Origin of the sequence: Vibrio orientalis CIP 102891 = ATCC 33934 (assembly GCF_000176235.1) — a bacterium.
GTDB lineage: Bacteria > Pseudomonadota > Gammaproteobacteria > Enterobacterales > Vibrionaceae > Vibrio > Vibrio orientalis.
Genome location: NZ_ACZV01000005.1, coordinates 2,239,401 through 2,253,565, shown reverse-complemented (window position 1 = coordinate 2,253,565; position 14,165 = coordinate 2,239,401). Strand labels below are relative to the sequence as shown.

The following is a 14,165-nucleotide window of genomic DNA, read 5'->3' as shown; positions in this document are numbered from 1 at the left end:
AGTTTACTATTCCTGTTCTTTTGATTTTTTATAGTCACCGTATTCGACCCTAGAGATTGATCTTCATGACCACCAAACAATTTGCCCTAAAAGATGAACAAGCAACGATTCAGCTAGGGACAGCCTTAGCTAATCTGTGCTCTCAACAAACCACGATCTATTTGCATGGTGATCTTGGTGCGGGTAAGACCACATTCAGCCGTGGTTTTGTACGTGCGTTAGGACATCAAGGTAATGTAAAGAGTCCAACCTACACACTAGTGGAACCGTATCAGCTCGATCAATGGCAGGTTTATCATTTTGATCTTTATCGCTTAGCTGATCCTGAAGAGTTGGAGTTTATGGGAATTCGTGATTACTTTACTCCTGATGCAATCTGCCTTGTTGAGTGGCCAGAAAAAGGGCATGGCTTATTGCCAGAACCAGATCTGGATATTGACCTGCGCTATCAAGGTGAAGAGCGTGTGGTTGAGCTGACTGCAAACAATCAATATGGATGTCAATTATTAGAACAGTTGGAGTTATGTTGAAGAGTCGATTATTAAGAGCTGTTTTCTTTCCGTTTCTCCTCGCTCTTACCCTAGTACCTAGTTTGGTTTTTGCGAATGCTTTAGAAGGCGTTCGTGTTTGGCCATCACCCGATGAGACGCGTGTTGTTATCGATTTAAAGTCGGAAGCGGAATATAGCTATTTCACGCTTTCTAGCCCGTCACGCCTAGTGGTCGATCTGAAAAAGACCACTTTAAGCACTAAGCTGCCTATCAATATCACTGATAGCCCGGTGTTGAAGAAAATACGCAAGAGCTCACCGCCAGATAAGGGGACGTATCGTTTGGTGTTTGAGTTGAGCCGCAAAGTGACGCCTCAGCTATTTAAGCTGGCCCCAACACCAGGCGGGCAGTATGGTCACCGATTGGTGATTGATATGCCTCATGGTAGCCAAAAAGGCTCCACCTCAACGTCTAATACGTCAACTAGCTCAACAACGGTTAGCCGTGATGCCTCTCAGCTACTTGGTACCGCAGATATTGTAGTCGCGATTGATGCTGGCCACGGTGGCGAAGACCCGGGTTCGATCGGACCGACTAAGAAATATGAAAAGCATGCGACATTGTCGATTTCGAAGAAAATTGCTGCGCAAATTAATGCTGTGCCAGGGATGAAAGCAGTATTGACGCGAGGTGGTGACTACTACGTTAACCTCAATAAGCGCTCATCAATTGCACGTAAAAACAAAGCGCATTTGTTAGTGTCAGTTCATGCGGATGCTTTCCGCTCTCCACAACCGCGCGGTGGTTCGGTGTTTGTGCTCAATACACGTCGAGCGAATACGGAGATTGCACGCTGGGTTGAAAACCACGAAGAGCAATCTCAACTGCTCGGTGGTGCAGGTGATGTACTGGCCAAAAACACCAATGATAAGAACGTCAGTCAAACTTTACTCGACCTACAGTTTAGCCATTCGCAAAAAGAGGGCTATAAAGTCGCGACGAAGATTTTAAGAGAGATGGGTCGTGCTGGTATTCACTTACATAAGAAAGAACCAGTGAACGCAAGTCTTGCGGTACTTAAGTCGCCAGATATTCCCTCTGTGTTGGTGGAAACAGGCTTTATTTCCAACCCAACGGAAGAAAGACTGCTGTTCCAGCGTAGCCACCAAGACAAATTAGCTCGCTCTCTAACTAAAGCGATAGTGCAGTACTTTGAAGCAAACCCACCAGAGGGCACATTGTTTGCCAATCGTGGAAAAACCATCAAACATAAAGTATCGCGTGGTGAATCGCTCTCTGTGATTGCTAAGAAATATGGTACAAGCACCAAAGCGATCATGCAGACCAATAAATTGAAGAGTAGTGGTTTGGCCGTTGGTCAAGTGCTAACGATTCCAGGTGCATCGAAAGCGGTCATTGTGCCGACTATCAGTAATCCTGTTGAGACTAAAACACTCACGCATGTGGTTCAAAGAGGTGACTATCTCGGTAAGATCGCCGCTAAATATAAAGTGTCAGTATCAACGATTAAACGTGAGAACAACTTAAAGTCAGACACGCTTAAGTTAGGTCAGAAACTCAAGATTACTGTCAGCATGAAGGATCAGCCGCTGCGTAAGCATACGGTGAAAAGTGGCGAGTTCCTTGGCAAGATTGCCAGCAAATACAGCGTGAGTGTCAGTGGCATTCGTAAGGCGAATAATCTACGTTCAGATCAACTGGCGGTTGGCCAAGTGTTGATTATTCCTCGTAACTAACAGTGTGATCAGACATGACGATTAAAATTCTTCCAGCACGTCTTGCAAACCAAATAGCAGCGGGTGAAGTGGTTGAAAGGCCTGCTTCTGTTGTCAAAGAGTTGGTGGAAAACAGCTTAGATTCAGGTGCGACGCGTATCGATATTGATATCGAGAAGGGTGGCGCTAAGCTGATTCGTGTGCGAGATAACGGCAAAGGCATTGTTAAAGATGAGCTTGGTCTTGCGCTCAGTCGTCATGCTACTTCAAAGATTCACACCTTAGATGATCTTGAAGCCATCATCAGTTTGGGTTTTCGTGGTGAAGCACTGGCAAGTATCAGTTCTGTTTCTCGTTTGACTATGACATCCCGCCCAGCAACACAAGAGCAAGCTTGGTCTGCATACAGTGAAGGGCGAGAGATGCAGGTGAAATTACAACCTGCAGCGCACCCGATTGGCACCACGGTTGAAGTGCTCGATCTGTTTTTCAATACGCCGGCAAGACGTAAATTTCTCCGCACCGAAAAAACAGAGTTTGCTCATATTGATGAGCTACTCAAGCGTATCGCTTTAAGTCGTTTTGATGTGACGATAAACGTTAGGCATAACGGCAAGTTGATCAAACAGTACCGAGCTGCGAAAACCGACGCTCAGGCAGAGAAGCGTATTGCGGCAGTGTGTGGCAGTGCGTTTGTGCGTCATATGTTAAAAATTGAACTTGAGCATCAAGGGTTAAAGCTGCATGGTTGGATCACTGCACCGGAAGGGGCTCGTCAGCAAAGTGATCTTCAGTACTGCTACGTCAATGGACGGATGATGCGCGATAAGTTGATCAATCACGCGATCCGTCAGAGTTACGAAACCAGCCTACGCCCGGATCAATTTGCTACCTATGTGTTGTTTATTGAGCTTGATCCGCACCAAGTCGATGTTAACGTTCACCCTGCTAAGCATGAGGTTCGCTTCCATCAAGCACGACTAGTGCATGATTTTATCTACCAAGCGCTAAGTGACGCTCTAGCGCAAAGCGCTCATATCGATAAACCAGAGCAAACTGCTTCCGCTTTCCATATCGAGCCTGCGCATACTGAGTCAGAGGCGGCACCTGTCGAGTCATCCCCGCAAGTCTCTTCGCAAGAATATCAAGCGATCGAATCGGTCCCTTCCTATCCAGGTAAAGTGGATTATCAGCAAAGTCGAGATAATCTTCGTGAATCGCGACCACGTAGTGAGTGGAATGAGTCGCGCCCTACCAGTAAGCCAAGGGTTACTGAGCGTTATAGCGAACCTGCGCCAAGTCAGCGAGAAGTAAAGGTCTACCAAGAGCTAATGCAGACGCCAGAGTGCGATCCCATTCAAGCAGAGCAGCCTAAGCAAGAAAAAATCACGGAACAAGCACCGTTGCCTGTGGTCGAAGATTTAGGTAAAGCGATGCATGTGGTTCAAGGGCATTATCTGGTGATGGGTGGTAAGACTGGTACGTGTTTGGTGAGTTTGGCGAAAGCTGAGTGGCTGCGAGTCAATGGTCAGCTTGCAACGCACCGCGGCAGTTTAAAGAGTCAGCCGCTATTAGTGCCACTGGCGTTAAAACTGGATGAAGAGCTATTGAACACCGCCAGTAAGTTAGAGCCTGTGTTGAAGGTCTTTGGCATTGAGTTGAAAGCACGCGGTAGCAAGGCGTTGATGATCATGGGCGTGCCACAGCCACTTAGGCAACAAAACCTACAACAACTGTTACCAGATCTGTTATCTTACGCCGCTTCGTATGTCGCCAGCGAACAGCCTCTGGATCATACTCAGTTAGCAAACTGGCTAAGTGATCAAATTACTCAGGTAAAAAGCGACTACACTTTGTCGGAAGCAATTCAAATCATTGCTGATATTGAACAACTTTGGCAGGGGCAGCTCCCGTTAGGGGATGCCACCTTCGTAAGACCTGTTGATTTTTCTGCAACCATTGCAGCTTTAGAATTATGAAAAACAAAGAATTACCTTTGGCTCTGTTTTTAATGGGGCCGACCGCATCAGGCAAAACAGATTTAGCCATTCGCCTAAGAAAGAGATACCCGGTTGAAATTATTTCGGTCGACTCAGCGTTGATCTACAAAGGAATGGACATTGGTACCGCGAAGCCAGATGCCGAGGAGCAAGCACAAGCACCACATCGCTTGATCGATATTCTGGATCCTCGTGAAGCCTATTCAGTTGCTGATTTTCGCCGTGATGCGTTGAATGAAATGAACAAAATCGTTGAGCAGGGCAAGATCCCGCTATTAGTGGGGGGCACAATGCTTTACTACAAAGCATTGTTGGAAGGCTTATCACCTCTTCCGGCTGCGAATCCAGAGATCCGTCAGCAAATTGAGCAAGAAGCATTGACTGGTGGCTGGGATAAGCTCCACGATGAACTGAAAGAGATTGATCCTGTTTCCGCTGAGAGAATTCATCCCAATGATCCACAAAGATTGTCTAGGGCATTGGAAGTTTATCGAATTTCAGGTAAAACTCTTACTGAGTTAACTCAAACCAAAGGCGAAAGTCTGCCTTATCGAGTTAAACAGTTTGCAATAGCTCCCAAGGAAAGGGCTGAGCTCCATCGTCGAATTGAACTACGCTACGAGAAAATACTAGAAGCGGGTTTTGAAGATGAAATGCGAGCACTTTATGCTCGTGACGATCTTCACCCGGATCTACCGTCGATTCGTTGTGTTGGCTACAGACAGATGTGGGACTATTTGGACGGGAATTGCACGTTAGATGACGCTATCTTTAAAGGTGTCTGTGCAACTCGTCAATTGGCCAAGCGACAAATCACCTGGTTACGCAGCTGGGATGATTTAACTTGGTTAGATAGTGAGAACATTGAACACGCGCTAGAAACTGTTTCAAATGCAATAGCATCAGAAGGTTTTAGCTGTGTATAATGTGATCGCTTTTGCGTGAATGTACCCTGTAAAGGATCTGTTACTTGAAATTTCGGTTTAAAGTCGTCATAACAGGTAACGACAGGGTGTTATTTTATTCGTTTAGCTCAGAGCAAAGGCCGCATACTTTGTGCAGCGCACCACTAGCTAAATAACTAAAACAAAATTACAAAATAAGGAAAATAAAAATGGCTAAGGGGCAATCTTTACAAGACCCATTCTTAAATGCATTACGTCGTGAACGTATTCCAGTATCTATCTACCTTGTAAACGGAATTAAACTACAAGGTCAGATCGAGTCTTTTGACCAATTTGTTATCTTGCTGAAAAATACAGTTAACCAAATGGTGTATAAGCACGCTATTTCTACGGTAGTTCCTGCTCGTCCAGTGAGCCACCACAGCGGTGATCGTCCACAAGGTGATCGTCCAGAGAAATCAGAAGATTAATTTTCTGAATTACCTATTTAGTTTTTAAGGAGTTGATTGCTTGTTTGACCGTTATGAAGCCGGTGAGCGAGCCGTACTTGTTCATATCAACTTCACGCAAGAAGGGGAGTGGGAAGATCTCAGTGAATTTGAGATGCTGGTCTCTTCTGCTGGCGTTTCTACGTTACAAGTTGTAACAGGAAGTCGCCAGTCACCACACCCTAAATACTATGTCGGAGAGGGCAAAGCTCAGGAGATTGCACAAGCCGTGCAATTAGCTGGTGCTGATATTGTGATTTTTAATCACTCCCTCTCTCCTGCCCAAGAACGTAACCTCGAAGCGTTGTGTAAATGTCGCGTACTAGATCGTACTGGTCTAATCCTTGATATCTTTGCTCAGCGTGCCCGTACCCACGAAGGTAAGCTACAAGTCGAACTTGCTCAGCTACGCCATATCTCTACTCGATTAATTCGTGGTTGGACGCACCTTGAAAGACAGAAAGGTGGTATTGGTTTACGTGGTCCAGGTGAAACTCAGCTAGAAACTGACCGACGTTTATTGCGTGTACGTATTAAGACGATATTACGTCGTTTAGAGAAAGTGGCTAAACAACGTGAACAAGGTCGCCGAGCAAGAAGTCGAGCGGAAATCCCGACTGTGTCCCTCGTGGGTTATACCAACGCTGGGAAGTCGACGCTATTTAACCGAATCACCGAAGCAGGCGTGTATGCTGCTGACCAACTGTTTGCTACCTTGGATCCTACCTTGCGTAAGATCGAGTTGTCAGATGTCGGTCCGGCTATTTTGGCTGACACGGTAGGTTTCATTCGACACTTACCACACGATTTGGTTGCTGCGTTTAAAGCAACACTTCAAGAAACGCAAGAAGCTGACATTTTGTTACATGTTGTTGATGCCAGTGATGAGCGTTTTCGTGAGAATATTCAAGCTGTTCATGAAGTACTAGCTGAAATCGACGCGGATGAAATTCCGGCGTTGGTTGTCATGAACAAGATCGATAACCTCGAAGGTCAGAACCCTCGAATCGATAGGGATGACGAAGGTGTCCCTCAAACGGTTTGGGTTTCAGCAATGGAAGGCAAGGGGATTGAACTCTTGTTTGACGCGCTGACTGAACGTTTGGCAAGTCAAATGGTTCAGCACCAAATGCGAATTCCGCCACAACATCAAGGCAGACTTCGTAGTACATTCTTTCAGATGAAGTGTATTCAACGAGAAGAATATGACCAGGAAGGTAACCTGTTGATTGAAGTTCGTATGCAACAGGCGGATTGGTCTAGACTTGAAAAAAGAGATGAGGCAGTTTTACGTGACTTTATAGTTACTTAAATGACTGCTACAGTATAACGTCATATCAAATGATGGAGCTTTCTAATGGCGTGGAATGAGCCTGGTAATAACAACGGCAACAATGGCCGCGATAATGACCCTTGGGGTAATAATAATCGTGGTAACAAAGGTGGCCGTGATCAAGGACCGCCAGACTTGGACGAAGTGTTTAATAAACTGAGTCAGAAACTGGGTGGAAAGTTTGGTGGCAAAGGTGGTAAAGGATCGTCTATTGGTGGCGGCGGTGGTGCACTAGGTTTTGGTGTTATCGCAGCAATCGCAATAGCCATTTGGTTCTTTGCAGGCTTTTACACTATCGGTGAAGCTGAGCGTGGTGTAGTACTACGCCTAGGTAAATATGATCGCGTGGTCGATCCTGGTCTTAACTGGCGTCCTCGTTTTATTGACGAGTATGAGGCCGTTAACGTTCAGGCAATTCGTTCGCTTCGTTCATCAGGTCTAATGCTGACTAAAGATGAAAACGTTGTGACGGTTGCAATGGATGTCCAGTACCGTGTTGCTGACCCATACAAATACCTGTTCCGCGTGACTAATGCAGACGACAGCTTACGCCAAGCGACTGATTCTGCGCTACGTGCAGTTGTGGGTGACTCTTTGATGGATAGTATCCTGACAAGTGGTCGTCAACAAATTCGTCAAAGCACGCAAGAAACGTTGAATGCAATTATTGATAGCTACGACATGGGTGTTGTCATCGTTGACGTCAACTTCCAGTCTGCACGTCCACCTGAGCAAGTTAAAGATGCATTCGATGATGCTATCGCGGCTCGTGAGGATGAAGAGCGTTTCGAACGTGAAGCAGAAGCTTACCGTAACGACATTCTTCCTAAAGCGACAGGTCGTGCTGAACGTCTGAAGAAAGAAGCACTAGGTTACTCTGAGCGCGTTGTAAACGAAGCATTGGGTCAAGTGGCTCAGTTTGAGAAACTGCTACCTGAATATCAAGCGGCTCCAGAAGTTACTCGTAACCGTCTGTACCTAGATACGATGGAAGAAGTCTACAGCAATACTTCGAAGGTTCTGATCGATTCAGAGTCAAGTGGCAACCTACTCTACTTGCCAATCGACAAGTTAGCGGGTGAAGGACAATCTCAAACCAAACGTAAAACGAAGTCGACTTCTGCTTACGACCAAATTGAGCTTGAAACCAAGTCAAATGACACAACTTCAGACTCGCAATCTCGTACAACTGGTTCACGTCAAGGGAGATATTAAGAATGCGTAAGTTAATGATCCCTGTATTAGTCGTAACGATTGCATTGTTGCTGATGTCAGTATTCGTTATCCAAGAGGGTGAACGAGGCCTAGTAATCCGATTCGGCCGTGTCCTAGATGACAATGGCGTATCGAAGATTTACGAACCTGGTCTTCATTTCAAAATGCCTCTGTTTGACCGTGTAAAAACACTTGATGCACGTATTCAAACAATGGATGGTCGTTCTGACCGTTTCGTAACGTCAGAGAAAAAAGACGTAATCATCGATACTTACGTTAAGTGGCGTATCGAAGATTTCGGTCGTTTCTATCTGACCACTGGTGGCGGTAATGTTCTGACTGCTGAAGCGCTACTTGAGCGTAAAGTGACGGACGTTCTTCGTTCTGAAATCGGTGCACGTGAAATCAAACAGATTGTGTCTGGTCCACGTAATACCGATGTTCTACCTGATAGCGTAGACAGCGAAGAAGTCACCACTGAAGCGGCAAAAGAAGCATTAGAGATTGATGGTGAGCGTGACAAGATCATGGAAAACGTACTGGAAGGTACACGTGATAGCGCGCTAACGGACTTAGGTGTTGAGATTGTTGATTTCCGTATGAAGAAGATCAACCTTCCTGACAACATCAGTGATTCAATCTACAAGCGTATGCGTGCAGAGCGTGAGTCAGTAGCTCGTAAGCACCGTTCTCAAGGTCGTGAGCGTGCAGAAGTTATTCGTGCACAAGCTGAGCTAGAAGTCGCAACGGTTCTTGCTGAAGCAGATAAGACAGCGCGTGTAACACGCGGTGAAGCGGATGCAAAAGCAGCGAAGATCTACGCTGATGCTTACAATAAAGACGCTGAGTTCTTCGGCTTTGTTCGTTCTTTGAAAGCGTACGAGAAATCGTTCAGCAATAAGAGTGATATTCTAGTATTGGATCCGAAGAGTGACTTCTTCCAATACATGAATAACGCCAACGGCGTACCAGCGAAGTAATCGCTATTCAGCTACGATAAAGGCTCCTTGATGGAGCCTTTATTTTTTGTTTCTAATATAAGCAGGTTAACTATGTCGAACTCATTATGGCTAGCATTTGGGCTAGTACTTATCGTCGAGGGATTAGGCCCACTGCTCGCACCCAATGGTTGGCGCCGTATGGTTGCTGAAATGAGTCAACAGCCTGATAACCAATTACGTCGAATTGGCGGCTGTTTGGTCGTCGCTGGTGCTGTTATTGCCTATATATTTAGTTAGCTTTGGAATTGCTAAGTAACGACTAGTAGTGAGGAGGAGGCGTCTCTTCAGATTGATCGGCAAGATTCGAAGAGTCCATATTCTTCACTTTGCCAACCACATACTTCATCTGATCGCGCATTTTGGCGATCAGTAGTTGCTGCTGACTCAGCGCATCATTCAATTCTTCAATAGTTTGCTCTTGGAAAGCTAACTGACACTCTAGGTCATTTACACGGCTTTCTAACTGTTCAATTCGCTTTTCTGTCATCGCTAACGGTTCTTCGTTGTTAATAGTCCACGTCCCAAGCTTGGGCTATGCCAGCGGATGTGCCGGTAATGACGCGGTTCTGGCTATCAAAGGCTGCATCATACACCACTGCGCGAGGAGGGCGAGTATCTTTTAGTGGCTCCGCTTCAAAACCATCGACCCTTTTGCCTGTTTGGGTGTTCCACACCATGATTCTGCTCGATGGCGTGCCAGTCACTAAGTACTGACCGTCATCAGAAAAGCGCGCGGTAGAGAAAATAAGCTGGCGCGAAAAGCTACTTAATTGAGAAAGCTTTTTCCCCGATGGTAGCTCCCAGACAATCGCTTGGTTGCCGCCGTCAGAAGTAAAGGCTAACTGACCATCACGCTGTAGGGCGACTCGATTGACTCTTTGCTCATGCTCAAAGGTGTGAATGATTTGCCCTGTATCGGTGTTCCAAAGGTAGGCTTTATAGTCGTTTCCTCCTGACAACGCAAAGCGGCCATTAGGAGAAAGAGCCACGGAATTGACTTTTTCGTTGTGGGCAAGGAACTCTAGACGTCGTCCGGTGACTAAGTTTACGTAGATGGCTTTGCCATTTGAGAGACCGAGTAATACTTGGTCCCCGTTACTTGCGATATCAATGTCACGGATTAATCCATCAGAAATAGACCATAAGCCTTGAGCTTGAGTCCACGCTAAGTCCCAAACCGCAAAGTTTATTTGGGTTGCGGTGACGGCAAAGCGGCCGTTATCCGAGATTCGAATTTGCGAAACCGTACTTGATTGAGGATCTTGTGGACCTAACGAAGCAAGCTCCTGGCTCTCAATGAGATCCCAAAGAACCAACTGGTGTTCTCTGGAGTAGAGTAGGGCAAAGCGTGCATCTCGGCTGAATGCAAAGCTGGTGGTGCCTTGAGGCTCGATGGTCCAACGTTGTGCATCTTGGGTGGAGAAAAAACACCCATTTAACGAAAAGATGACAACCACAATGATTAGTGAGTTAAAAATTATACGCATTAAGTCCAAATATCCGCTTGTTTACGTTTAATTAAAACGCATATTGGTTATATTGGTACAACATGCGAATGTGTACCAGTCTTTCTTAAAGAACTGTGCACAAAGACAAAAGTCTCAACTGGAGAGTTAAATGAAATCAATTTTTAAAGTGTCACTGCTTGCTGCAACTGTAGCACTGGCTGCTGGCTGTCAAAAAGAAGAAGAACCTAAAACAGACGCAGCACCTGCAGTAGAGCAAGTTCAGGCGGAAACAGGTAAAGCGGTTCACTTTAAAACAGAAGATGACAAAGCGGCTTACGCAATTGGTGTCTCTTTCGCAAACTACCTAAATACAAGCTTAGATAAGCCAAACGAGATTGGCATTACGCTTAATAAAGATCTTGTATTGAAAGGTATTGAGCACGTATTTGCGGGTAACCCTGAGCTAAACGAAGAAGAAACTCGTGCCGCTTTAGAAGCGCTAGACAAGCGCGTTGCAGAAACAATGCAAAAGCAAGCGGCTGAGAAAGCAGCAGCAGCTAAGACTGAAGGCGATAACTTCCGCGCTGAGTTTGAAAAGCAAGAAGGCGTAGTGAAGACTGAGTCTGGTCTACTTTACCAAGTAATGACACCAGCAGAAGGTGAGCAGCCAAAAGATACTGATACCGTCCAAGTACACTACAAAGGTACTTTGATCGACGGTACTCAATTCGATAGTTCTTACGATCGCGGCGAGCCAGCAACTTTCCCACTTAACCGTGTGATCCCTGGTTGGACGGAAGGCGTTCAGCTAATGCCTGTTGGTTCTAAGTTCAAGTTTGTTATTCCGCCAGAGCTTGCATACGGTGAGCAAGATACACCGACTATTCCTGCAAACTCTACTCTAGTGTTTGAAGTTGAACTGCTGAAAATCGATAACGGTGAAGCAGCTCAATAAGCTTAAATAGCGAACATGTTAAAGGCTTGGATGATTCCAAGCCTTTTTTATTTCTCGCTCTGATGAAACATAACTAACGAATTTTTTGTTCTAAATCACTAGATGACAGGTTAGCTAGGTGTGCTCTTCAAAATTTCTGATAAACTTACACCAATTTGTTGATTTTTCGCTCTAAGGCTTAAAGAAGTGACAACTACAGAAACAGTAAACACGGATATGCTGCTCGAAATGGAATCTGTTAATGTGATGCCATTTAGTGAGCACGACAAAATTATTCTTAGATCTTATGAAGCGGTTGTTGATGGGATTGCGAGTCTCATCGGTCCGTTTTGTGAAATCGTTCTTCACTCGCTTGAAGACTTGAACACCTCAGCGATCAAAATCGCCAATGGTGAGAACACCGGTCGTCAAGTTGGTTCGCCAATCACTGACTTAGCATTAAAAATGCTGCGTGATATTGAAGGTTCAGAGCGCAACTTTTCTCGTTCGTATTTTACCCGAGCGAAAGGTGGCGTATTGATGAAGTCAATCACAGTTGCTATCCGCAACGGTGAAAACCGCGTGATTGGTTTGCTTTGTATCAACGTTAATCTGGATGCACCTTTTTCTCAGGTTCTGCAATCGTTCATGCCAACGGAAGAGGCCAAGCAAGCCGCATCGTCGGTCAACTTTGCTAGTGACGTGGAAGAGCTAGTGGATCAAACGGTTGAACGTACGATTGAAGAAATCAACGCCGATAAGTCAGTGTCGAACAATACTAAGAATCGTCAAATCGTCATGGAGCTATACGATAAAGGTATCTTCGATATTAAAGATGCGATTAACCGTGTCGCCGATCGCTTGAATATCTCTAAGCACACCGTCTATCTATATATCCGCCAACGTAAAACTGAGGATGAAGAGAGTTGAGTCAATTGACTTACACCTTAGTGGTGAATGGCTCGGTCTACGGTAGTCAATCTGCGCGTAGTGCCTATCAGTTTGCTCAAGCTGTGATTGCTAAAGGCCATACCTTGGTCAGCGTTTTTTTCTATCAAGATGGCGTGACTAACGGCAGCGCGTTGACCGTACCTGCTAATGATGAGTTTGACCTTGTTAAAGCGTGGCAGGAGCTTGCTCACGACCATAATGTTCGTCTTGAAACCTGTGTTGCAGCTGCGCTGCGTCGTGGCATTGTTAGCCAAGATGAAGCCAATCAACATGGCTTGAGTCAAAGCAACTTAGCCGAAGGTTTTCATCAAGCTGGCTTAGGTAGCTTGGCGGAAGCGATGTTAGTCCAAGATAGGGTCGTACAGTTTTGAGTCAGTTAACTTATCTCTTTCGCAGTGCACCGCATAGCCTTTCCTCGGGTCGAGAAGGGGTTGATGCTTTGCTAGCGGCTTCTGCGTACTGTGAAGACATCTGTGTCGTTTTTATGGGTGATGGCGTCTATCAGTTGCTACACGGTCAGCAAACCGCTGAGATCTTAAGTAAAGACTACTCGCCAATGATGAAACTCTTTGACCTGTATGACATCGAGCGGGTTTTCGTCTGTCAGAGCTCTCTTGAAGAAAGGGGTTTGGCGCAAGCTGACTTGGTCATTAATGCTCAGTCACTAACGCATTCTGAGCTCGGTGAATTGCTTCATAGCGCCGGCAAAGTACTTTCATTCTAGGTGTCTTATGCTTCATATCGTTAAAACCATACAAGCGTTAGAAGAGGTGGTCACTGTTTTTAGTGACGGAGATAGCTTGATTCTTATTGAACAAGCGGTGTTCGCAGCGAACCCTCAGCATAAGGCTTATCGCCAGATCCAAGGTCTGGATATTTTTGTATTAGTCAGTGATGCCAAAGCCCGTGGCATTGAAAATCGAATCAGCTCGAATATTACGCTTGCCGATTATGATGGTTTTGTTGAATTGACTGTCACACACACAAATTCGGTCACTTGGGAGTAGCCGAATCTCACCTCTCGCGTCGTGTCGTCGAATGTTTACGCTTTTTTGCTCAGAGTTGAACAAAAAAGATCCGTATATTTCTTGACACACCTCTCACTGCTGAATAGAATTTTGCGTCCCTAACTGCCACTAGTAGTTAGGGATAGATTTTTCACAAAGCTTACTTTCAAGTAAATCAGGAGCTAGTTAATGGCAACTATTAACCAGTTGGTACGTAAGCCTCGTGCAAAGCAAGTTGTTAAAAGCAACGTGCCTGCACTAGAAGCGTGTCCACAAAAACGTGGTGTATGTACTCGTGTTTACACTACTACACCTAAAAAACCTAACTCGGCACTACGTAAAGTTTGTCGTGTACGTCTAACAAACGGTTTCGAAGTAACTTCGTACATCGGTGGTGAAGGTCACAACCTTCAAGAGCACTCAGTTGTTCTAATCCGTGGCGGTCGTGTTAAAGACCTTCCGGGTGTGCGTTACCACACAGTACGTGGTGCACTTGACTGTGCTGGCGTAAATGACCGTAAACAAGGTCGTTCTAAGTACGGTGTGAAGCGTCCTAAGTCTTAATCGTCTTTTTCTTTTAAAGAAAAGCGTTAAGTAAGGCCAAACACTAAAATTAAATTTTAATTTTTGAAGAAACTGAAAAGTTTTGGATAACC

The 14,165-nt window shown here is 45.4% G+C and carries 17 protein-coding genes; 15 read left to right on the top strand and 2 right to left on the bottom strand.

Features of this window, described 5'->3' with window-relative positions; genetic code table 11:
* Nucleotides 1–65 precede the first annotated feature (65 nt).
* From tsaE to VIA_RS20930, 9 genes are all read left to right on the top strand, one after another.
* A complete protein-coding gene (tsaE, locus tag VIA_RS20970; RefSeq protein ID WP_004415854.1) occupies nucleotides 66–530 on the top strand; it encodes a tRNA (adenosine(37)-N6)-threonylcarbamoyltransferase complex ATPase subunit type 1 TsaE in 465 nt (154 codons plus the stop codon).
* A complete protein-coding gene (locus VIA_RS20965) occupies nucleotides 524–2,248 on the top strand; it encodes a LysM peptidoglycan-binding domain-containing protein (protein ID WP_004417591.1) in 1,725 nt (574 codons plus the stop codon). Before tsaE ends, VIA_RS20965 begins: the two co-directional genes overlap by 7 nt.
* Before the next feature lie 14 nt (nucleotides 2,249–2,262).
* A complete protein-coding gene (gene mutL / locus VIA_RS20960) occupies nucleotides 2,263–4,206 on the top strand; it encodes a DNA mismatch repair endonuclease MutL (protein ID WP_004415852.1) in 1,944 nt (647 codons plus the stop codon).
* Complete coding sequence (miaA, locus tag VIA_RS20955; RefSeq protein WP_004415851.1) at nucleotides 4,203–5,153, top strand: tRNA (adenosine(37)-N6)-dimethylallyltransferase MiaA; 951 nt, start codon at nucleotides 4,203–4,205, stop codon at nucleotides 5,151–5,153. Before mutL ends, miaA begins: the two co-directional genes overlap by 4 nt.
* A 188-nt stretch (nucleotides 5,154–5,341) precedes the next feature.
* Nucleotides 5,342–5,602 (top strand): RNA chaperone Hfq, encoded by a 261-nt coding sequence (gene hfq / locus VIA_RS20950; RefSeq protein WP_004415850.1) that lies wholly within the window; start codon nucleotides 5,342–5,344, stop codon nucleotides 5,600–5,602.
* Nucleotides 5,603–5,642: 40 nt separating this feature from the next.
* On the top strand, nucleotides 5,643–6,932 hold the full coding sequence (hflX, locus tag VIA_RS20945; protein ID WP_004415845.1) for a ribosome rescue GTPase HflX: 1,290 nt from the start codon (nucleotides 5,643–5,645) through the stop codon (nucleotides 6,930–6,932).
* A gap of 45 nt (nucleotides 6,933–6,977) precedes the next feature.
* On the top strand, nucleotides 6,978–8,168 hold the full coding sequence (hflK, locus tag VIA_RS20940) for an FtsH protease activity modulator HflK (RefSeq protein WP_004415844.1): 1,191 nt from the start codon (nucleotides 6,978–6,980) through the stop codon (nucleotides 8,166–8,168).
* Between the two features lie 2 nt (nucleotides 8,169–8,170).
* Nucleotides 8,171–9,148 (top strand): protease modulator HflC, encoded by a 978-nt coding sequence (gene hflC / locus VIA_RS20935; RefSeq protein WP_004415842.1) that lies wholly within the window; start codon nucleotides 8,171–8,173, stop codon nucleotides 9,146–9,148.
* Nucleotides 9,149–9,220: 72 nt separating this feature from the next.
* On the top strand, nucleotides 9,221–9,406 hold the full coding sequence (locus VIA_RS20930; RefSeq protein WP_004415840.1) for a DUF2065 domain-containing protein: 186 nt from the start codon (nucleotides 9,221–9,223) through the stop codon (nucleotides 9,404–9,406).
* Between the two features lie 22 nt (nucleotides 9,407–9,428).
* Here the strand turns inward: VIA_RS20930 and VIA_RS20925 are convergent, their stop codons facing one another.
* Nucleotides 9,429–9,656 carry a SlyX family protein gene (locus VIA_RS20925; RefSeq protein ID WP_004415839.1) on the bottom strand — a complete coding sequence of 76 codons (228 nt, stop codon included), beginning with the start codon at nucleotides 9,654–9,656 and terminating at the stop codon, nucleotides 9,429–9,431.
* A 19-nt stretch (nucleotides 9,657–9,675) separates the two neighbouring features.
* Nucleotides 9,676–10,656, bottom strand: a complete 981-nt coding sequence (locus VIA_RS20920; RefSeq protein WP_004415838.1) for a WD40 repeat domain-containing protein — start codon at nucleotides 10,654–10,656, stop codon at nucleotides 9,676–9,678.
* 130 nt (nucleotides 10,657–10,786) lie between these two features.
* Here VIA_RS20920 and fkpA point away from each other — a divergent pair, with 130 nt between their 5' ends.
* The 6 genes from fkpA (at nucleotide 10,787) to rpsL (ending at nucleotide 14,073) form a co-directional block, all read left to right on the top strand.
* Nucleotides 10,787–11,572 (top strand): FKBP-type peptidyl-prolyl cis-trans isomerase, encoded by a 786-nt coding sequence (gene fkpA / locus VIA_RS20915; RefSeq protein ID WP_004415836.1) that lies wholly within the window; start codon nucleotides 10,787–10,789, stop codon nucleotides 11,570–11,572.
* Nucleotides 11,573–11,758: 186 nt separating this feature from the next.
* On the top strand, nucleotides 11,759–12,481 hold the full coding sequence (locus VIA_RS20910) for a helix-turn-helix transcriptional regulator (protein ID WP_004415835.1): 723 nt from the start codon (nucleotides 11,759–11,761) through the stop codon (nucleotides 12,479–12,481).
* Nucleotides 12,478–12,873: a sulfurtransferase complex subunit TusD gene (gene tusD / locus VIA_RS20905; protein ID WP_004415832.1), complete on the top strand. Its 396-nt coding sequence runs from the start codon at nucleotides 12,478–12,480 to the stop codon at nucleotides 12,871–12,873. The genes VIA_RS20910 and tusD overlap by 4 nt, the downstream gene beginning before the upstream one ends.
* A complete protein-coding gene (tusC, locus tag VIA_RS20900) occupies nucleotides 12,870–13,226 on the top strand; it encodes a sulfurtransferase complex subunit TusC (RefSeq protein WP_004417596.1) in 357 nt (118 codons plus the stop codon). Before tusD ends, tusC begins: the two co-directional genes overlap by 4 nt.
* A 7-nt stretch (nucleotides 13,227–13,233) precedes the next feature.
* Nucleotides 13,234–13,509 (top strand): sulfurtransferase complex subunit TusB, encoded by a 276-nt coding sequence (gene tusB, locus VIA_RS20895; RefSeq protein WP_004415830.1) that lies wholly within the window; start codon nucleotides 13,234–13,236, stop codon nucleotides 13,507–13,509.
* A gap of 189 nt (nucleotides 13,510–13,698) precedes the next feature.
* Nucleotides 13,699–14,073: a 30S ribosomal protein S12 gene (gene rpsL, locus VIA_RS20890; RefSeq protein WP_004399892.1), complete on the top strand. Its 375-nt coding sequence runs from the start codon at nucleotides 13,699–13,701 to the stop codon at nucleotides 14,071–14,073.
* Nucleotides 14,074–14,165 lie beyond the last annotated feature (92 nt).